This is a genomic window from Pandoraea nosoerga (assembly GCF_902459585.1).
Lineage (GTDB): Bacteria > Pseudomonadota > Gammaproteobacteria > Burkholderiales > Burkholderiaceae > Pandoraea > Pandoraea nosoerga.
In genome coordinates this window covers 12,543-31,320 of the sequence record NZ_CABPSC010000010.1, presented here as the reverse complement: position 1 = coordinate 31,320, position 18,778 = coordinate 12,543, and the positions used below count along the sequence as shown (strand labels likewise).

The window sequence follows — 18,778 nt, the reverse complement described above, 5'->3', positions numbered from 1 at the left end:
TTCGTTATAATCGGCCCATCGTTTTTTCCGGTTCCCCCATGGCAAGCACACCCCAAACCGAGACACCTCGCGACAAGCGCCCACCCAAACCGCGCCGCTCCCTGTGGCTGCGCCTCGCTCTGTGGTTCGTCGGCCTGGTCGCCGCGATGGGCGTGTGTGGCGCGTTGCTCGCCGGGTACATCCTGGTGGTGATGACGCCGCAGTTACCGTCGCTCGACACGATCGTCGACTATCGACCCAAGATTCCGCTGCGCATCTATACCGCCGACGAAATCCAGATCGGCGAGTTCGGCGAGGAGCGTCGCAATCTGGTGCGCTTCGCCGATATCCCGGACGTCATGAAAAAAGCCGTGCTCGCCATCGAGGACGACCGCTTCTATCAGCACGGCGGGGTGGACTTCATCGGGATATTCCGCGCGGGCGTGGCGAACTTCACGCGCGGCGGCTCTTCGCAGGGCGCCAGTACGATCACGATGCAGGTGGCGCGCAACTTCTTCCTGTCCAGCGAGAAGACATATACGCGCAAGATTTACGAAGCGCTGCTCGCCTACAAGATCGAATCGCGCCTCACGAAGGATCAGATTCTCGAGCTGTACATGAATCAGATCTATCTCGGCGAGCGGGCCTACGGCTTCGCGAGCGCCGCGCGGGTGTATTTCGGCAAGGATCTGAAGGACATCACGCTGGCCGAGGCGGCCATGCTCGCCGGCCTGCCCAAGGCGCCGTCCGCCTACAACCCCATCGTCAATTACAAGCGCGCCCGCGTGCGTCAGGAATACATCCTCAAGCGGATGTACGACCTGGGCTACATTTCCAAGGCGGAATACGACCAGGCCATCGCCCAGGAACTCGTGGTGCGCGGGCTCGGCAGCGAGTTCAGCGTCCACGCCGGCTACGTCGCGGAAATGGTGCGTCAGTTGCTCTACGCCCAGTTCAAGGACGAGATTTACACGCGCGGCTTCAACGTCTACACGACGATCAACTCGGCCGACCAGGAAGCCGCGTATGAAGCGCTGCGCTCGGGTGTGATGGCCTATGAACTGCGCCACGGCTACCGCGGCCCCGAGGCGAACATCGATCTGCCAGACGATCAGGACGCCCGCGAACAACTGATCGACGATACCCTCGTCGAGCATCCGGACAGCGGCGACATGGTCGCGGCCGTGGTGCTGTCGGCCACGCCGCAACAGGTCAAGGCGGTGCTGCTCAACGGCGACGACGTGACGGTGACCGGCGACGGGCTGCGCTTTGCCGCCGCGGGCCTGAGCGCCAAGGCGCAACCGAAGCAGAAGATCCGTCGCGGTTCGGTGATCCGCGTCACGAAGGACGCGAAGGAAAACTGGCGCATCGTGCAGATGCCGGACATCGAAGCCGCATTCGTCTCGCTCGACCCGCAGAACGGCGCAATTCGCTCGCTCGTCGGCGGCTTCGACTTCAACCGCAACAAGTTCAACCACGTCACGCAGGCATGGCGGCAGCCGGGGTCGAGCTTCAAGCCATTTATCTATTCGGCCGCCCTGGAAAAGGGTTTCGCGCCGGCGACGATCATCAACGACGGCCCGCTCTATTTCACCGCGGCGCAAACGGGCGGTCAGCCGTGGGAGCCGAAGAATTACGGCGGGGGCTTTGAAGGGCCGATGCCCATGCGCGTGGCGCTGATGCGCTCGCGCAACCTCGTGTCGATCCGTATTCTGCAGAGCATCACGCCCGGCTATGCGCAGAAGTACATCGGGCGCTTCGGCTTCGAGGCGGACAAGCATCCTGCGTATCTCCCGATGGCGCTCGGCGCCGGCATGGTCACACCGCTGCAAATGGCTAGTGCATATGCGGTCTTCGCGAACGGCGGCTTCCGCGTGAATCCCTTCATCGTGGCGCGCATCACCGACTCCAAGGGCAACGTCATCATGGAGGAGAAGCCGACGACGGCGGGTGACGAGTCGATCCGCGCGATCCCTGCGCGCAACGCGTTCATCATGAACTCGATGCTCCACGACGTGGCCACGCGCGGGACTGCGGCGAAGACCAACGTGCTCAAGCGCAGCGACCTCGCGGGCAAGACCGGGACGACCAACGATTCTCACGACGCCTGGTTCGCCGGCTACCAGTCGCAACTCGTAGGGGTGGCCTGGATCGGCTTCGATCAGCCGCGCAATCTGGGGGATCGGGAGACCGGTGGCGGGCTGGCGCTGCCGATCTGGATCGACTACATGGCCAAGGCGTTGCGCGGGGTGCCGGAGTCGACGCGTCCGGTGCCGCCGGGCATCATCCAGGCCAATGGCGATTACTTCTATGACGACTATCCGCCTGGCCGTGCGGTGAGCACGGTGGGGCTGAGCGCGGATACGGCCCCGGATGGATCGGCCGCGACCGGGCCGTCGACGTCAACCGGCGCCGGTGCGTTCCCGGGACAGATGCCGGCGTCGCCGGGACCGGCGCCGACGCCCGCACCGGTCGATCGGCAGGAGCGTCAACGTATCCTGGATATGTTCAACAGCAAGCCTTGACGCTGGGAAGCGCCTGCGGAGCAGGCGGCGACTGCATTTAGGCCGGCGCCGGGGGCGGGGGGCACTCGGCAATGCGCTCCAGACCGAGCCGGGGCCGTGGGATTCGAGCGCTCAGTCCGCGCTCAGCGTGACCGTCTCGCCGGCCTGCTCCGACGCGAAGCGCGAGAGCGCTTCGAACAGTTCCGAATCATCGCGGGTGTCACGCCACTTGTCGCCTTTGAGCCGGTAGTGATAGCCGCCCGAGCGCGCCGCGATCCAGATCTCGCTCATCGGGGTTTGCAAGTTGACGATAATCTTGCTGCCGTCTTCGAATTCGAGCGTCAGGACATTGCCGGAGCGCTCGCAATCGATGTCCACATCGCTGCCCTCGACAGCCGCCTCCACCTGCGCCAGCACCGCCTCGGCGAGCGCCAGGAATTCACTTTCCGTCATGCTAAACTCCACGATTTGCGTCATCGTTTGCATGCCGCACCACGCGGCGATACCCCCATGACTGCACCTATTCGAACCAGCGCGATTGTAGCGTCGATTGCTCTTCTGAGCGTGTTGGCCGGCTGCGGCCAGGCCGGGCCGCTGTATATCCCGGCCCGGCCCGTCAAACCGACGCCGCCGCCGGGCGCCCCGCTGCCCCCGCCGCCGCGCGTGCCGGAGCCGCAGCGCGGCCCGTCGGTCGAGGTGCCGCCCGCAGACGTGCTGCCCCCCGCCAAACCCGAATGAGCCTGGCGGCCAGCCCAATCCCGGCCAGCCCCCAGACAACCGCCGGCAAATTCCCCTCGAATTCCGGCTAAGCTACGGCCAGACCCAGCGCAATCGAGCGCTATTCGGCCCACGCCCGCCGCCCACCGGCGGGCCACCGTTTGATTACCGAGTACTCGCAATGTCCGACGCCACCTTCTCCTACCGCGACGACGTGCTCCATGCCGAGGGCGTTGCCCTGCCGGCGCTCGCCGAGCGTTTCGGCACGCCTCTGTACGTCTATTCGAAGGCGGCTCTGACGCGCGCCTATCAGGCCTACGCCAAGGCCTGCGAAGGGCGCAACGCCGCCGTGCACTACGCCGCCAAGGCGAACTCGAATCTCGCCGTGCTCGGCGTGTTCGCGCGCCTTGGCGCCGGCTTCGACATCGTGTCGGCCGGTGAACTGGCGCGCGTCATCGCAGCCGGCGGCGACCCGAAGCGCGCGGTGTTCTCGGGCGTCGGCAAGCATGCCGACGAAATGCGCTATGCGCTGGAAAAGGACGTCTTCTGCTTTAACGTCGAGTCGCGTCCGGAGCTCGACCGCCTCAACGAGGTCGCCGGGCAAACGGGCAAGCGCGCCCGCGTGTCGCTGCGCGTGAACCCGAACGTCGACGCCAAGACGCACCCGTACATCTCCACCGGCCTGCGCGGCAACAAGTTCGGCGTGGCCTACGAGGAAGCGTTCGACGCCTATCGCGCCGCTGCCGCCATGCCGCACCTGGAAGTGGTCGGCATCGACTGCCACATCGGCTCGCAGATCACCGAAATCTCGCCGTATCTCGACGCGACCGACAAGGTGCTCGATCTGGTCGAAAAGCTCGAAGCCGCCGGCATTTCACTACATCACATCGATGTGGGCGGCGGCCTGGGAATCACCTACACCGACGAGACACCGCCGGACATCACCGCCTTTGCCACCACGCTGCTCGATCATATCGCCAAGCGCGGCCACGGCCATCGGCAGGTCCTGTTCGAGCCGGGCCGCTCGCTGGTGGGCAACGCCGGCATACTGCTCACGCGCGTGGAATTCCTCAAGCACGGCGAAACGAAGAACTTCGCCATCGTCGATGCCGCCATGAACGATCTGGCCCGTCCCGCCATGTACGAGGCCTATCACGACATCGACCCGGTCGAGCGGCGCGCGCTGGACGTTGCCACGTATGACGTCGTCGGCCCGGTTTGCGAGAGCGGCGACTGGCTCGGTCGCGACCGGGCGCTGGCCATCGCGCCCGGCGACCTGCTCGCAATCCGTTCGGCGGGCGCCTATGGCTTCACGATGAGCTCGAACTACAACACGCGCCCGCGCGCCGCCGAAGTGATGGTCGACGGCGAGAACGCCTACCTCGTGCGCGAGCGCGAAACGGTCGAGTCGCTGTTCGCCGGCGAACGGCTGCTGCCCGATGGCGTCTGAGCGCGCCTGCGAAGCGCCCACAACACGCGGGCGCCGAGCAGGCACGCCACCACGATCGCGTAGATCGCCGGCTCGGCAAAGTCGCGCTTGCCCGCCTTCATCCACCAGTAGTGCAGAATCGCCAACACCGCGATCGCGTATATCGCGCGATGCAGCCGTTGCCAGCGCCGCCCACCCAGACGCCGCACCATCGCATGCGGCGAGGTCAACGCCAGCGGCACCATCAGCACGAATGCCGCGAAGCCCATCGTGATGAACGGGCGCTTGCCCGTCACGTCGCGTATGATGCTCGCCCAGTCGAACCACTGATCGAGCCAGAAGTACGTCGTGAAATGCAGCGCGGCGTAGAAGAACGCGAAGAGCCCCAGCATTCGGCGAAAGCGCAGCAGCCATGCCAGACGCGGCAACCGCCGCACGGGCGTGACGGCCAGCGTGACGCAAAGCAGGACCAGCGTCCATGTCCCGGTCGAGCGCGTGATGAACTCGACGGGATTCGCGCCCAGCCGGTCCGTTATGCCGTTCACCACGAGACGCAGCAGCGGCAGCAGCGCGAGCAGGAAGACGGTGGCTTTTCCCCAAGGCACCCAGCGCGGCGCACCGCCCCTCGGCACGGCCCGCACGTGGGCTTGCCAGGCGCGCACCGGGCCGTCTCGTGCCGGCGGCGAGGAAACGGCAAGACCGTCGCGTGATTCGGTGGGTTGGGTGGACACGACGCGTCGACTCGGAAGATTCAGAAAAATTTGCGCAGATCCATGCCCTGGTACAGGCTGGCGACTTGCTCGCCATAGCCGTTGAACATCAGGGTCTTGCGCTTGGGCGTGAAGATGCCGCCGTCGCCGATCCGGCGCTCGGTGGCCTGGCTCCAGCGCGGATGGTCGACGTCGGGATTCACGTTGGAGTAAAAGCCGTACTCTTCCGGCGCGGCGCGATGCCAGCTCGTGACAGGCATCTTCTCGACGAAGCGGATCTTCACGATGGATTTCGCGCTTTTGAAGCCATACTTCCACGGCACCACCATGCGCACCGGCGCGCCATTCTGGTTGGGCAGGACCTCGCCGTACAGGCCGAAGGTCAACAGTGAAAGCGGATGCATTGCCTCGTCCATGCGCAGCCCTTCGACGTATGGCCAGCCGAGCACCGGGTACGACAGGCCCGGCATCTGTTTGGGATCGGCCAGCGAAACAAACTCCACGTACCGCGCATTGCTCGTCGGCTGCACTTGCCTGATCAGCTCGGACAGCGAGTAGCCGATCCACGGAATCACCATGGACCAGCCCTCGACGCAACGCAGGCGATAGACGCGTTCTTCGAGCGGCGCGAGCTTGAGCAGCGCGTCGATGTCGTAGACCTTGGGTTGCCGCACCTCGCCTTCGATCGCAATCTGCCACGGACGCGGCCTGAGCGTGCCCGCCCGATGCGCCGGGTCGGATTTGTCCGTACCGAACTCGTAGAAGTTGTTGTAGGTGGTGACGTCCTTGATGTCAGTGGGCTTGTCCGTGACGACATAGCGCGTGTTGCGCGGCGCGCTCAGTTTCGCCAGCCCCGTGCCCGGACTGTCGGCGCCTGGCGCCGCCAAGGCAGTCTCGTGCGGTAGCAGGCCCAACGCAGCGCCGCCGATACCGGTCAGCCCCACCAGCCCCGCGCCCCAAGCGCGCAAAAAATGCCGTCGCGCCTCGACGAGTTCCCGCGGCGTGATGCTGCTCGCCGGGATGTCCGCGCCACGCAGGCGGGATTTGTTCGTGCTCATGACTCGCTCTCCTGATGCAGCTTGCCGGCAGCGGCGCCGCGCTGCGCCAAGCCCCGGGACTTCGCCCGCCCCGACACGTCGGTTCGACCGTGCTCGCGCGCCTGCCGGTTCCCCCGCACGCAATGCAAAAATCATACGCCACGATGAAAAAAGCCGCCGGCTCATGAGCGCGGCGGCTTTCGGGCGACGTTCGGCGTCAGGCGCCGCGTCAGAGCTGTCCGTAGCTATGCAGCCCCGACAGGAACATGTTCACACCGAGGAATGCGAATGTGGTGATCAGCAGGCCCGTCAGCGACCACCATGCCGCCACGACCCCGCGCAGCCCCTTCATGAGGCGCATGTGCAGCCACGCGGCGTAGTTCAGCCAGACGATCAGCGCCCACGTCTCCTTCGGGTCCCAACTCCAGTAGCCGCCCCACGCGTCCGCGGCCCACAGCGCACCGAGGATCGTCGCGATCGTGAAGAACGCAAAGCCGACGGCGATGGCCTTGTACATCACGTCGTCGAGCAGTTCGAGCGACGGCAGACGCGACGAGAAGAAGCCTGTGTCGGGCGCCTTGCCCGCCGCGGCCAGCCGCTTGTTCTCGCTCGACTTGAGCAGATACGCCACCGCGACCATCGCAGCGAGCGCAAACGTACCGTAGCCGATGAAGTTCGCGGGCACGTGAATCTTCATCCACCAGCTCTGCAGCGCCGGCACCAGCGGCTGAATCTCATAGGCGCTGCGCGCCACGCTGTACCACAGGTTGAAGCTCACGGCCGCGCTGATCACCAGCAGCACGAACGGGCCAAGCGCGCGGGTTTCGTAGCGGTGCTCGTAGTACAGGTAGAACAGCGCGGTGATCAGGCAGAAGAGCACGAACACCTCGTACAGGTTCGAGATCGGAATGTGCCCGACGTCTGCGCCGACCAGATACGACTCGTACCAGCGCACCATCATGCCGGTAAAGCCGAGCAGCACGGCCGCCCAGCACAGCGACGAGCCTACGCTCGCGCCGAACGGCGAGCGTGCGAGCAGGCCGCCCCAGTAGAAGAGCGTCGACAGGAAAAACAGCGCGCTCATCCACAGGATCGCCGACTGGCTCGAGAGGAAATACTTGAGGAAGAAGGCCTGATCGGCGCGCGCCAGATCGTGGTGATACATGGCGATGCCACCGAGCGCGAGAACCGCGATGCCGGCCATCAACCAGCGCACCGCACGCCAGTGCCAGCCCAGCAGCGCGAAGGTCGGCACCGCGAGCACGAGGATCGTGTGCTCGTAGTAGTCCATGTAGTGACCGTACTGGCTCAGCGCCACGCCCGCGCCAACGGCCAGCGCGAGCGCGAACAGCCAGTCGCCGGGACTGCGCCGGCGCAGCCACGAGGCCTCCGAATACTGTTGCGATAACTCCATCTGTCTCACCTTCATCGTTTTGTGACGATCTCGTCCATTTCCGCCTTCGTGCGGGCGAATTCCTTTTCGAAATCCAGCGTGCGGCGCGTGGTCGACACCGCCATGAGCACCGAACTGCCGCCTTCGGGTGCATCCTTGATCCACAGCCACAAGCGGCGCTCGCGCACGTAGAACATGGAGAAGATGCCGAGCACCAGCAGCAAACTGCCAAGATACACGATCTTCTTGCCGGGCGAGCGCGTGAGCTGGAAGACGCTCGCCTGAATCTGGTCGAACGAGTCGAGCTGCAGGAACACGGGCGCGTCATACAGGAAGTTGTCGGACAGCGCATTGGTCGCCGTATGCACGAAGCGCTCGGTCTGCGGCGTGGACTCCGCACTCGCCTGCCCGGCATGCTCGCGTGCGACCTGCCACAGTTGCCACACCGTGCCGTCGAGAATGCGACGGAACATGTCCGCCGCCGCGGACTGCTGCTCTTGCGGCACCTTCTCGCTGACGAACTCGGCAATCGCCTGCAGACCGCCCGTCGCACGACCGTTCCTGCTCGCCGGAATCGCGCCGGCAAACAGGTCGAGCTCGCGCTTCGCGCTTTCCTGCAGTTGCTCGCGCAACTGTGCCGAGGTCTGCGCCGGCAGCGACTGCGCCGCGAAACGGCGGGCCGCTTCGGCGCGCGCGCCATCGTCTTGCAGGGCGGCGCGCAGCAGCATCCATTGCCTGACCGAGCCGTCTTCGTCAGCCGGAATGCGCAGGTACTGGAACGGGCCGTCAGGCGTGTCGCGCACGCCGGTCATGAACACGCGCTGCCCATCCTCGACCAGGATGGGCAGCATGTAGTTGCGGTACTCCTTGGCCTGCCCGTTGCGATCGCGCACCTTGTATTGCACCGACGGTCCGACGTTGCGCAGGTCCTTGCCCAGATCGGGACGCGCGCCCGAACCCAGTTGCGCACCGAGATCCTCGCGCAACGATTTGCGGGCCACGCCTCGCACGTCGCGCTCGCCGCCGCCGGTGCTGATGTTCTCCACGTTGATCGCGCGGAAGTCGCTGAATTCGATCGTGTATTCGTCCTTGCCCGCCGCGCCGCCGCGCAGTTGCGTGGAGCCGCCGACGTCGCCCGAGAACGCGAACGGCTTGCTCGACGGGCCGTGCATCGGGTAGCCGGTCAGGCGCAGCTTGCTGCCGCCATCCTCGAAGCTCGACTGATAGATCGCCACACCCTTGTAGATGAACGGTTCGTTGACCTTCACGGTCGCGCTCATCGTCTTGCCGTTCTCGGGATCGGTCACCACGATGTCGCTCGCGAACAGCTTGGGCATGCCCGTCGAGTAATAATCGACGTGGAATTTCTTGAGCTCGATGGCAAACGGCAGGTCCTGCACGACCGAACCATCCTGGAAATTCAGGATCGCCGTGGTCGACTTGCCGCCTTCCGGCACGAACGAATAGCCGCGAAATGCCGGGTTGTTCGGCGACAGGCGGTGCGTTTCGGGGATCTGCGCGATGACGGCGTTGCCCTGCAGCGGGGATTTGCCGAAGAGCGCCATCTGCACGCGAATCAGCAGATCGCTGTCGATGAGTCCGCCCAGGCAGATGATCACGATCGCGCTGTGCGCGAAGATGTAGCCGATCTTGTTGACAGCCCCGGCCTTGGCGGCCACGAGCGTGGCGCCATCGCGCTCGCGGACCACGAAGCGGTAGCCGCGATGGCCGAGATAGCGCGTCAGGCGCGGCAGCAATTCCGCGCGCGGCGCCGGCCCGGTGAACTCGCCCCTGTGACCGAAAGCGCGCAAGCTGCCCTCGCGCACGTGATCGCGCCAGCTTCGGATGTCCGCGATCATCTTCGGCGCGTTGCGCACGATGCACAGCGTCGTGGACGCCATCAGGAAGAACAGGATCAGCAGAAACCACCACGAACTGTAGACCGTGTACAGGCCCAGCGAGCGAAAGATGTCGGCCCAGAACGGGCCGAACTGATTGACGTAGTTGGGATACGGATCGCCCTGCTTGAGCACCGTACCCACGATGCTGGCGATGGCGAGCACGGTCAGCAGGCTGATGGCGAAACGCATCGAACTGACGAGTTCGACGCCGTCGCGCACCCAGCGTTGCGCGCCCTTGATCTGCATTCCGGAGGTACTGATGCTCATCCTGATTCCGACAACAAAAAAGGGCGGGGACGCGTGTCTCACGCGCCCGCCACCCTGTGTATGCTAAACCAGTTCGAATGCATCGCCTCGCGGCAACGCTGCTGGTTTCGTTATAAGTCAGCGAATATACCCTGACGTTCACACGATGTCAGGGCAGGGGCTGCCGGTCAGCGCAAACCGGCGATGTAATCCGCGACCGCCTTGATTTCCTTGTCCGACAGCCGCGACGCGATGTCGTGCATCGGGGCATTGTTGCCGCGCGTCTCGTCGCGGAACGCGACTAGTTGGGCGGCGGTGTAATCGGCCCACTGGCCCGACAGACGCGGATATTGCGACGGCATGCCGGCCCCCGCCGGCCCATGGCACGACGCGCAGGCCGGCACGCCCTTGTCGGCCAGACCACCGCGGTAGATCTTCTCGCCCAGCGGCACCGTGGCCTTGTTGCGCGCGGCGCCCGGCTTCTCGGTCTGCGAGGCGAAATACGCCGACACGTTGCGCATGTCCTGATCGGACAGTGCCGCGGCCATGCCGGCCATGATGGGATTGTTTCGTGCAGGGGTCTTGCCCGGCTGCGCCTTGAAATCGGCGAGCTGCTTGTAGAGGTATTCGGCATGCTGGCCCGCGAGCTTCGGATAAGCGCCGCCGGTGCTGTTGCCGTCCGCGCCGTGGCAGGATGCGCAGACCTGACTGGCAATCGCCTGTCCCCGGTTCAGGTCAGGTTTGGCAGGCGCCGGCGGATCGGCGGCCTGACTGGCGCCGCTCAGAAGCAAGCATGCCAGCGCCAACGGTGCTGCAGCGAGAGACTTCCACACTCCTCGGTTCATTCGCACACCTTATATCTGTTTTGTCGGGAAATCGGTCGTTCGAACTCACCGTCCGGCGCCGTGTTTCTCCTCCATCCTCACGGCGCGCGAGACGTTCGGGCAAGCCTTGGCAAGGCCAAGGTTAACTTTGATATTGTACAATAAAGACTTTCCCCGGCTTTAGGGGATTTCCATGTAGAAGGCCGCAGAGCGGGGCTTCCCGGGCTGTTGCCGGTGAGCGTCGGACTCGCCGTTTTGCGCCCCTTCAGTCGCGTTGCAGCCGCCTCCCGCAGCTTGCGCGCTCCCGGTTTTCGCCATGTCCCTACTTCATCAAGCCCGCTTCTTTACGACCGTCAATCACCTGCGCGACCTGCCTGCCACGGCCGTGCCCGAGGTCGCCTTCGCGGGCCGCTCGAACGCGGGCAAGTCGAGCGCGCTGAACATCCTTTGCAATCAGAAGCGCCTCGCCTTCTCGAGCAAGACGCCGGGCCGTACCCAGCACATCAACTACTTCGAGATCGCGCACCTGGAGCATCTGTACGGCTACCTGGTCGACCTGCCCGGCTACGGCTACGCCGAAGTCGGCGGCGGCGTGAAAGTCCACTGGCAACAGTTGCTGGGCGACTACCTCGTGCAACGTCCGCAACTTCGGGGCCTGGTGCTCGTCATGGATTCGCGCCGCCCGTTCACGGAACTCGACTGCGAACTGATCGACTGGTTTCTGCCGACCGGACGCCCCATCCATGCACTGCTCACCAAGGCAGACAAGCTCACGCGTCAGGAGGCCACAGTCGTGCTGCGCGACACGCAAAAGCGACTGTCGGCCCTGCCGCGCACCGACGGTCTGCCGTCCGACGATCCGGCCGTCGCACCGCAGTTCACGGCGCAGTTGTTCTCGTCGCTCAAGCGCACCGGCGTGGACGCCGCCCAGCGCATGCTCGAAGACTGGCTCGCCATCCCGCCGCGCGAGTCAGGCAAGAAATGAGCGACGCTCGGCCACACCGACCAGTCGCGCTTCCTTCGGTTCCGCGCTTGGTTCCGCGCTCGTTCGCGTTGTCCGCTCTCTCGCTCCCCATGGCACCGATCATGCGGCGTCCAACTCCGTAAGGTAGTGGTCGAACGGGCGCCGCGGGCGCGACAAATCGTCGCGGCGCACGGCGGCCGCGCATCGAATGGGAAATGCGGGACTCGGGTCCCTCGGCCGAACGGATGAGGGTGACAAGTTCAGCGAAAATGCGCGAGTCGGCCGGCATCCGGGGACATCGACGTCGCAAAGTGCGCGCACATAAAAAAACCGCCGTGTAGGCACGGCGGGTTTAAATAAGCCTTATCGTAGAACGACAGGCGCCCGCTCAGGGAGGAGAAGCGGGGGACGCCGCACGCAGTGCGAACATCCGGTTGGTATGATATACCATGCTTCCGAAAGTTTCCGGGCAAGCGCCGTTTTTTTGCGCGCCTTCCGCCTTACGGTTTCATTGAGCCAGACGCAGCGGCGGTGCATTTCGGGACGCGTCGACACGCCCCGAATTACGGAATTTTCCGCCGCGCCATTCTCCGTCCAAAGGACCGATCGCATGAGTTCCTACCCCCTGCTTCGCCCGCGCCGCATGCGACGCGATGACTTCTCGCGCCGTCTGATGCGCGAAAACCGCCTGACCTGCGATGACCTCATCTACCCGGTGTTCGTGCTCGACGGGCACAACCGCCGTGAAGCCGTCGATTCGATGCCGGGTGTCGAGCGCGTGTCGATCGACGAGTTGCTGCGTGTGGCCGATACGTGCGTCACGCTGGGCGTGCCGGTGATCTCGTTGTTCCCGAACGTCGAAGCCTCGCTCAAAACGCCCGACGGCATCGAGGCCACCAACCCGGACGGCCTGATTCCCCGCGCGGTGCGCGAGCTCAAACGCCACTTCCCCGAGCTCGGCGTGCTCACGGACGTCGCGCTCGATCCCTACACGAGCCACGGCCAGGACGGCGTACTCGACGAAAACGGTTACGTCGTCAATGACGTGACCACGTCCATTCTCGTGAAGCAGGCGCTCACGCAGGCCGACGCGGGAGTCGACATCGTCGCGCCGTCCGACATGATGGACGGGCGTATCGGCGCGATCCGCGAGGCGCTCGAAGCGGGCGGACACATCCACACGCGCATCATGGCTTATGCCGCGAAATACGCGTCGGCCTTCTACGGCCCATTCCGCGACGCCGTCGGTTCGGCATCGAACCTCGGCAAGGGCAACAAGATGACCTACCAGATGGACCCGGCCAACTCGGACGAGGCCCTTCGCGAAGTGGCGCTCGACATCGAGGAAGGGGCCGACATGGTGATGGTCAAGCCGGGCATGCCGTATCTGGACATCGTGCGCCGCGTGAAAGACGAGTTCCGCTTTCCCACTTACGCCTATCAGGTCAGCGGCGAATACGCGATGCTCAAGGCCGCCGCACAAAACGGCTGGCTCGATCATGACAAGGTCATGATGGAATCGCTTCTCGCCTTCAAGCGCGCAGGCGCCGACGGCATCCTCACCTACTTTGCGCTCGACGCCGCCCGCCTGATACGCGCACAGGCCTGAGACGGTCGCAGGCGAACGATCGCGGGCCCTGACGCCATGAAAGCGCCCGCTCGGCTCGCGGCGGGCCGGTAAGCGCGGCGGCTCATATTCGACGCCGCGCCGGACTCAGGCCGAGGGCCCGAACGAAGGCCCGAAGGCCTTGTCGAGGCTGCGCAGAAACTGTTCCGGAGACTGGGCGCCGATCACGCGCGCGCCCGGGATTTCCTTGCCGCCCTGGAAGAAGATGATGCCCGGCGGTCCGAACAGCCCGAAACGCTTGAGAAGCGCCTGATCGTCGGCGCTGTTTGCCGTCACGTCCGCCTTGAGCAGCACCAGTTCGTCGAGCCGCGCCCTCACCTTCGGATCGGTGAAGACGAATCGCTCCATTTCCTTGCAACTGATGCACCAGTCGGCATAGAAGTCGAGCATCACGGGGCGCCCGGCGGTTGCCACGATTTGGTCGAGCTCCGCCACGCTGCGCACGCGCTCGAATTTGGCGCCTTCGGCGGCGACCGCCGCCCCGGTCGCCGTCGCCCCTGCCGTGAGGCCCGCCAGCGGCGCCAGCGGATCGCGCGCACCGGCGGCCGCGCCGACCAGCGCCACGGCACCGAGCAATGCCACGGCCACGCCAAGTCCCTTGAGCAGACGCCGCGCGCCGCCCGCGCCATCCGGCAGGCTGTCGAACACGCGCATGAACGTCGCCGCCACGAGCAGCAGAACCCCCGAGGTCAGCAGCAGCACCGGCGTCGGCAGCAGAGGCCGCACGATCCACAGGGCCACGCCGAGCAACAGGAAACCGAAGAAGCGCTTGACCCCTTCCATCCAGGCGCCCGCGCGGGGCAGCAGCGTACCGCCGCCTGCCGCAAGGATCACCAACGGCAGCCCCATCCCCAGTGACAGGACGAAGAGCGTGGCGCCCCCGAAGACGGCGTCGCCCGTCTTCGCGATGAAGGCGAGGGCGGCCGCCAGCGGCGCCGTCACGCAGGGACTGACGATGAGTCCGGACAGCACGCCCATCATGGCGGCGCCAAGCCACTGACCGGACTTCTGCTTACGCGCCGCGTTGTCGATGCGCTCACGCAGCGCCGACGGCAACTGAATCTCGTACATGCCGAACATCGACAGCGAGAGGATCACCATCAACAGCGCGAACGACGCCAGCACCCACGGCGCCTGCAGGAACGCGATCAATCCCTGGCCCAGCAGGCCGGCGGCCACGCCGATCACCGTGTTGACCACCGCCATTCCGAGCACGTAGGCGATGGCCAGACGCAGTGCCTTGCCGCGGCTTGCCGACTGCCCCGCCACGATCGACAGCAGAATCGGCACCATCGGCAGCACGCACGGCGTGAATGCCAGTCCGACGCCCAATGCGAAGAAAATCCCGAGCGCCACGGCAAAGCTGCCGCCTGACAGGATGCGTTCGGCTTCGCTGTAATCCTCGCGGGCCGACAGCCAGCCGCCCTTGCCGGCAGGCGCTGACGTCGCAGCCGGATCGGCGGAAGCCGCGGGTTCCGCCGCCGGGAGGGAGCCCCCCCCCAGCAACGCTCGTGTTGCCGGTCCGGGCGAGGACGCTGCCCCCGCGAGGCCGGCAGCACCGCCGCCGGCGGCCACAGCCGAGATCTTGAGTGGCTTGTCCATCGGCGGATAGCACAAGCCCTTGTCCGCACATCCCTGCATGGTGACGTTCAGCGTGAACGGGCCGCTGGCCTGGCTTACCGGAATGCGAACGTCGATGGGCTCGTGGTACACCTCCATGTCCTTGCCGAAGGTTTCGTCATGTTTGACCTCGCCCTTGGGGAATTGGGGCGCACCGAGCGTAGCGGCGCCGTTGTCCGCGGCAAAGGCGAAGCGCTCGCGATAGAGGTAATAGCCCTTTGCCACGTCGAAGTGCAGCACGACGGCGCCGGGCTCTTCGGTCTTCGAGACCTTGAAGGCGACATCCGGATCGAGAAAGTCGCTGGCGGCGTGGGCGCGTCCGGCCGTCAGCGTCAGCAGCATTGCGACGGCGCACAGCACCATTGCCCAAAACGCGAAAACGCGTGAGCCCCCCGGCATGGCGGCACCGGGCAAGCCCGATGCGCCCGATGCGTTCGCTCCCGCGCCAGCCAAAACCCGCCGAACCGTCGTCTTCACATCAAACATGCAACTCTCCCCGGGTTTCATCCTCGACCCAGCGCGCATACGCCGGCAGTGCGGCGGCGGCCGGCCACGCGACGATCTCGGGTACGTCGTAAGGATGGTGGTCTTTGATGTATTGTTCGAGCTCGCGATAACGCGCCGCGCTCGTCTTGATCATGAGCGGTACTTCCACGCTCGTCTCGCGCTTGCCTTGCCACCGATAGCTCGAACGCACCGGCGCCATCTGCTGGACGCAGGCGGCAAGGCGCGCGGTCAACATACCGTCAATGGCGGCTTCGGCGCTCGCCTCGTCGGGGAACGTCGTCATGACGATGAGAAGGGCATCCATGTTGTGCGGTAGACCCGAGTGGCTTGAGGATCGTTCACTCTACACCGACACCGCCGCAAGCGTGCAATAGCAGCCCCATTTCGAGGCAAATGCCGGCGATGGCTTCGGACAATACCCCAAAAAAACAAAAAAGCCAGGTCGGTGACCTGGCTTCTTCTTACGGCGGACGGCCCGCAAGGGCCGTTGCGCGAATTGCTGACGAGTTACTCAGCGACTTCCGGCGCTTCCGTGTCGACTTCCGGACGGTCCAGCAGTTCGACGAAAGCCATCGGCGCGTTGTCGCCCACGCGGAAACCCATCTTCAGAATGCGCAGGTAGCCGCCCGGACGGTTGGCAAAGCGCGGGCCGAGTTCGTTGAACAGCTTGGTGACCATTTCACGGTCGCGCAGGCGGTTGAACGCCAGACGGCGGTTTGCAACCGTGTCCTTCTTGCCCAGCGTGATGAGAGGCTCGACGACCTTGCGCAGTTCCTTGGCCTTCGGCAGCGTGGTCTTGATCGCTTCGTGCTGGATCAACGAGTTCGACATGTTACGCAGCATAGCCAGACGGTGGCTGCTGGTACGGTTCAGTTTACGCAGACCATGACGGTGACGCATTTCAACTTTCCTTTAAACAGAGTTTTCGACCAAGCTCTTCTATCGGTGACAAACACCGCGGGCCGGTACCTTCGCTATCGGCCGTATCGGATCGCTCCGACGCGCCGCACTTACGTAGCAACACGGCCGCCCGAAGGCGGCCATGTCATTACACCTTACTTCTCGAGACCGGCCGGCGGCCAGTTTTCGAGCTTCATGCCGAGCGTGAGACCACGCGAGGCAAGCACTTCCTTGATCTCGTTGAGCGACTTGCGACCCAGGTTCGGGGTCTTGAGCAGTTCGTTCTCGGTACGCTGGATCAGGTCGCCGATGTAGTAGATGTTTTCGGCCTTCAGGCAGTTGGCCGAACGCACCGTGAGCTCGAGATCGTCCACCGGGCGCAGCAGGATCGGATCGATCTGCGGCGCACGCGACGGCGCTTCGCTCGTGGCCTCCGTGCCTTCGAGCGCAGCGAACACCGACAGCTGGTCGACGAGGATGCGCGCCGATTGACGGATCGCTTCTTCCGGCGACAGCACACCGTTGGTCTCGATGTTCATCACGAGCTTGTCCAGGTCGGTACGCTGCTCCACACGGGCCGATTCGACCGCATAGCTCACGCGCTTGACCGGCGAGAACGAGGCATCGAGCACGATACGGCCAATCACCTTGGCCGACTCGTCGCCATAGCGGCGCACGTTACCCGGGACATAACCACGACCCTTCTCGATCTTGATCTGGACGTCGAGCTTGCCGCCCTTGGCCAGATGCGCGATCACGTGATCGGGGTTGATCAGTTCCACATCGTGGGGCACTTCGATATCCGAAGCACGCACCACACCCTCACCATCCTTGCGCAGCGTAACGGTGACTTCGTCACGGTTATGCAGCTTGAACACCACACCCTTCAGGTTCAACAGGAAGTTGACGACGTCTTCCTGGACACCGTCGATGGTGGAGTATTCGTGCACTACGCCGGCGATCGTCACTTCCGTCGGCGCATAACCGACCATCGACGACAGCAGCACGCGGCGAAGCGCGTTGCCCAAGGTGTGGCCGTAGCCACGTTCGAACGGCTCCATCACGACTTTGGCGTGATGCTCACCGACCGGCTCAACCGCAATGATCTTGGGCTTCAACAAACTGGTTTGCATAGGTTTCCTTTTCAATACCCTCGGCTCGTTACACCGATAAGGCTGATGGGTGACAACCTGCACGGAACGCAAAACGCGCCGTGAGGCGCGTCAGCATACGGATTAACGCGAATACAATTCGACGATCAGGCTTTCGTTGATGTCGCCCGCGATATCGCTACGTTCCGGCAGTGCCTTGAAAGTGCCTTCCATCTTCTTGGCATCAACCGAAACCCAGATCGGGAAACCGACTTGCTCGGCCAGCGACAGTGCTTCTTGAATACGCACTTGCTTCTTGGCCTTTTCACGCACGGCGATCACATCACCGGCCTTGACCTTGATCGACGGGATGTTGGCAACAACACCGTTCAGCACGATCGCCTTGTGGCCGACCAGCTGGCGCGCTTCGGCGCGCGTCGAACCAAAGCCCATGCGGTACACGACGTTGTCCAGGCGCGACTCGAGCAATTGCAGCAGGTTTTCACCCGTGTTGCCCTTGACGCGGTCGGCTTCCGCGAAATAACGACGGAACTGACGCTCGAGCACGCCGTAGATACGCTTGACCTTCTGCTTCTCGCGCAGCTGGTTGCCGTAGTCCGAGGTGCGAGCACCCGAGGTGCGGCCGTGCTGACCCGGCTTGCTGTCCAGCTTGCACTTGTCGGCGAGCGAGCGGCGTGCGCTCTTCAGGAAGAGGTCGGTACCTTCACGACGGGAGAGTTTGGCCTTCGGGCCGATATAACGTGCCACGGTTGTTCCTTTATCTCAAAATCTGACGCAGCGAACCTTGTCCACTGCGCAAGTCCGGTACCAATGTACCGGACGGTGGTCTTAGAAATTGCTACGCGCACGGCCGAGACCGTGCGCGAACCCGCGATTATAGCAGGATTTTCTTACGCGTCTTAGATGCGACGACGCTTCGGCGGGCGGCAACCGTTGTGCGGGACCGGCGTCACGTCCGAGATGGCCGTGATCTTGATGCCCAGCGCATTGAGTGCACGAACCGCGGACTCGCGACCCGGGCCCGGGCCCTTGATGCGAACTTCCAGGTTCTTCACGCCGTGTTCCAGCGCCACGCGGCCAGCCGACTCGGCAGCGACCTGAGCGGCGAACGGGGTCGACTTGCGCGAACCCTTGAAGCCCTGGCCACCCGAGGTCGCCCATGCCAGCGCATTGCCCTGACGATCGGTGATCGTGATGATCGTGTTGTTGAACGAAGCGTGGACGTGCACGACGCCTTCGGCAACGCTCTTCTTGACCTTCTTGCGAACGCGCTGCGAAGCGGCGTTGTTCTGTTGCTTAGCCATGAGT

The 18,778-nt window shown here is 64.5% G+C and carries 17 protein-coding genes; 5 read left to right on the top strand and 12 right to left on the bottom strand.

The features are described 5' to 3' along the window. The first annotated feature begins 38 nt into the window (after positions 1-38). Positions 39-2,504, top strand: coding sequence for a penicillin-binding protein 1A (locus PNO31109_RS13670; RefSeq protein ID WP_150556040.1), 2,466 nt, complete (start codon positions 39-41; stop codon positions 2,502-2,504). A 111-nt stretch (positions 2,505-2,615) separates the two neighbouring features. On the opposite strand, the gene cyaY is transcribed toward PNO31109_RS13670, so the two are convergent. Next, the gene (cyaY, locus tag PNO31109_RS13665; RefSeq protein WP_150556039.1) at positions 2,616-2,936 is read right to left on the bottom strand and encodes an iron donor protein CyaY; all 321 of its coding nucleotides are present in this window, start codon (positions 2,934-2,936) and stop codon (positions 2,616-2,618) included. A 57-nt stretch (positions 2,937-2,993) separates the two neighbouring features. Between cyaY and lptM the strand changes: the two genes are divergently transcribed. Then, complete coding sequence (gene lptM / locus PNO31109_RS13660) at positions 2,994-3,221, top strand: LPS translocon maturation chaperone LptM (protein WP_150556038.1); 228 nt, start codon at positions 2,994-2,996, stop codon at positions 3,219-3,221. A gap of 160 nt (positions 3,222-3,381) precedes the next feature. Then, positions 3,382-4,650 carry a diaminopimelate decarboxylase gene (gene lysA / locus PNO31109_RS13655; RefSeq protein ID WP_150556037.1) on the top strand — a complete coding sequence of 423 codons (1,269 nt, stop codon included), beginning with the start codon at positions 3,382-3,384 and terminating at the stop codon, positions 4,648-4,650. Here lysA and msrQ read toward each other — a convergent pair. The 5 genes from msrQ to PNO31109_RS13630 all read right to left on the bottom strand — a co-directional run bounded on the left by msrQ (position 4,578) and on the right by PNO31109_RS13630 (position 10,761). After that, positions 4,578-5,291, bottom strand: coding sequence for a protein-methionine-sulfoxide reductase heme-binding subunit MsrQ (gene msrQ / locus PNO31109_RS13650; protein WP_174966396.1), 714 nt, complete (start codon positions 5,289-5,291; stop codon positions 4,578-4,580). The genes lysA and msrQ overlap by 73 nt on opposite strands. Positions 5,292-5,380: 89 nt before the next feature. Next, complete coding sequence (gene msrP / locus PNO31109_RS13645) at positions 5,381-6,397, bottom strand: protein-methionine-sulfoxide reductase catalytic subunit MsrP (RefSeq protein ID WP_150556036.1); 1,017 nt, start codon at positions 6,395-6,397, stop codon at positions 5,381-5,383. A 208-nt stretch (positions 6,398-6,605) separates the two neighbouring features. Next, complete coding sequence (gene ccsB / locus PNO31109_RS13640) at positions 6,606-7,790, bottom strand: c-type cytochrome biogenesis protein CcsB (RefSeq protein ID WP_150556035.1); 1,185 nt, start codon at positions 7,788-7,790, stop codon at positions 6,606-6,608. Between the two features lie 11 nt (positions 7,791-7,801). Further along, on the bottom strand, positions 7,802-9,937 hold the full coding sequence (locus PNO31109_RS13635; RefSeq protein ID WP_150556034.1) for a cytochrome c biogenesis protein ResB: 2,136 nt from the start codon (positions 9,935-9,937) through the stop codon (positions 7,802-7,804). A 167-nt stretch (positions 9,938-10,104) separates the two neighbouring features. Then, positions 10,105-10,761 carry a c-type cytochrome gene (locus PNO31109_RS13630; RefSeq protein ID WP_150556033.1) on the bottom strand — a complete coding sequence of 219 codons (657 nt, stop codon included), beginning with the start codon at positions 10,759-10,761 and terminating at the stop codon, positions 10,105-10,107. A gap of 295 nt (positions 10,762-11,056) precedes the next feature. Between PNO31109_RS13630 and yihA the strand changes: the two genes are divergently transcribed. Both yihA and hemB read left to right on the top strand, forming a co-directional pair. Continuing rightward, the gene (gene yihA, locus PNO31109_RS13625; protein ID WP_150556032.1) at positions 11,057-11,725 is read left to right on the top strand and encodes a ribosome biogenesis GTP-binding protein YihA/YsxC; all 669 of its coding nucleotides are present in this window, start codon (positions 11,057-11,059) and stop codon (positions 11,723-11,725) included. A 589-nt stretch (positions 11,726-12,314) separates the two neighbouring features. After that, positions 12,315-13,313: a porphobilinogen synthase gene (gene hemB, locus PNO31109_RS13620; protein WP_150556031.1), complete on the top strand. Its 999-nt coding sequence runs from the start codon at positions 12,315-12,317 to the stop codon at positions 13,311-13,313. A 105-nt stretch (positions 13,314-13,418) separates the two neighbouring features. On the opposite strand, the gene dsbD is transcribed toward hemB, so the two are convergent. The 6 genes from dsbD to rpsK all read right to left on the bottom strand — a co-directional run bounded on the left by dsbD (position 13,419) and on the right by rpsK (position 18,774). Next, positions 13,419-15,293 (bottom strand): protein-disulfide reductase DsbD, encoded by a 1,875-nt coding sequence (gene dsbD, locus PNO31109_RS13615; protein ID WP_244958172.1) that lies wholly within the window; start codon positions 15,291-15,293, stop codon positions 13,419-13,421. A 136-nt stretch (positions 15,294-15,429) separates the two neighbouring features. Beyond that, positions 15,430-15,762 carry a divalent-cation tolerance protein CutA gene (gene cutA / locus PNO31109_RS13610; protein WP_150556030.1) on the bottom strand — a complete coding sequence of 111 codons (333 nt, stop codon included), beginning with the start codon at positions 15,760-15,762 and terminating at the stop codon, positions 15,430-15,432. A 203-nt stretch (positions 15,763-15,965) separates the two neighbouring features. After that, on the bottom strand, positions 15,966-16,358 hold the full coding sequence (rplQ, locus tag PNO31109_RS13605) for a 50S ribosomal protein L17 (protein WP_039406335.1): 393 nt from the start codon (positions 16,356-16,358) through the stop codon (positions 15,966-15,968). A 155-nt stretch (positions 16,359-16,513) separates the two neighbouring features. Next, the gene (locus PNO31109_RS13600; RefSeq protein ID WP_150556029.1) at positions 16,514-17,491 is read right to left on the bottom strand and encodes a DNA-directed RNA polymerase subunit alpha; all 978 of its coding nucleotides are present in this window, start codon (positions 17,489-17,491) and stop codon (positions 16,514-16,516) included. A 102-nt stretch (positions 17,492-17,593) separates the two neighbouring features. Beyond that, entirely contained in the window at positions 17,594-18,217 is a 624-nt protein-coding gene (gene rpsD, locus PNO31109_RS13595; RefSeq protein ID WP_150556028.1) for a 30S ribosomal protein S4, read from the bottom strand. Between the two features lie 152 nt (positions 18,218-18,369). Further along, entirely contained in the window at positions 18,370-18,774 is a 405-nt protein-coding gene (gene rpsK, locus PNO31109_RS13590; RefSeq protein ID WP_150556027.1) for a 30S ribosomal protein S11, read from the bottom strand. Positions 18,775-18,778 lie beyond the last annotated feature (4 nt).

Excerpts from the sequence above, each read along its gene's own strand:
- PNO31109_RS13670 (WP_150556040.1), top strand. The coding sequence starts at position 39 with ATGGCAAGCACACCCCAAACCGAGACACCTCGCGACAAGCGCCCACCC.
- cyaY (WP_150556039.1), bottom strand. The coding sequence starts at position 2,936 with ATGACGGAAAGTGAATTCCTGGCGCTCGCCGAGGCGGTGCTGGCGCAG.
- lptM (WP_150556038.1), top strand. The coding sequence starts at position 2,994 with ATGACTGCACCTATTCGAACCAGCGCGATTGTAGCGTCGATTGCTCTT.
- lysA (WP_150556037.1), top strand. The coding sequence starts at position 3,382 with ATGTCCGACGCCACCTTCTCCTACCGCGACGACGTGCTCCATGCCGAG.
- msrP (WP_150556036.1), bottom strand. The coding sequence starts at position 6,397 with ATGAGCACGAACAAATCCCGCCTGCGTGGCGCGGACATCCCGGCGAGC.
- ccsB (WP_150556035.1), bottom strand. The coding sequence starts at position 7,790 with ATGGAGTTATCGCAACAGTATTCGGAGGCCTCGTGGCTGCGCCGGCGC.
- PNO31109_RS13635 (WP_150556034.1), bottom strand. The coding sequence starts at position 9,937 with ATGAGCATCAGTACCTCCGGAATGCAGATCAAGGGCGCGCAACGCTGG.
- PNO31109_RS13630 (WP_150556033.1), bottom strand. The coding sequence starts at position 10,761 with ATGAACCGAGGAGTGTGGAAGTCTCTCGCTGCAGCACCGTTGGCGCTG.
- yihA (WP_150556032.1), top strand. The coding sequence starts at position 11,057 with ATGTCCCTACTTCATCAAGCCCGCTTCTTTACGACCGTCAATCACCTG.
- hemB (WP_150556031.1), top strand. The coding sequence starts at position 12,315 with ATGAGTTCCTACCCCCTGCTTCGCCCGCGCCGCATGCGACGCGATGAC.
- dsbD (WP_244958172.1), bottom strand. The coding sequence starts at position 15,293 with ATGCTGCTGACGCTGACGGCCGGACGCGCCCACGCCGCCAGCGACTTT.
- cutA (WP_150556030.1), bottom strand. The coding sequence starts at position 15,762 with ATGGATGCCCTTCTCATCGTCATGACGACGTTCCCCGACGAGGCGAGC.
- rplQ (WP_039406335.1), bottom strand. The coding sequence starts at position 16,358 with ATGCGTCACCGTCATGGTCTGCGTAAACTGAACCGTACCAGCAGCCAC.
- PNO31109_RS13600 (WP_150556029.1), bottom strand. The coding sequence starts at position 17,491 with ATGCAAACCAGTTTGTTGAAGCCCAAGATCATTGCGGTTGAGCCGGTC.
- rpsK (WP_150556027.1), bottom strand. The coding sequence starts at position 18,774 with ATGGCTAAGCAACAGAACAACGCCGCTTCGCAGCGCGTTCGCAAGAAG.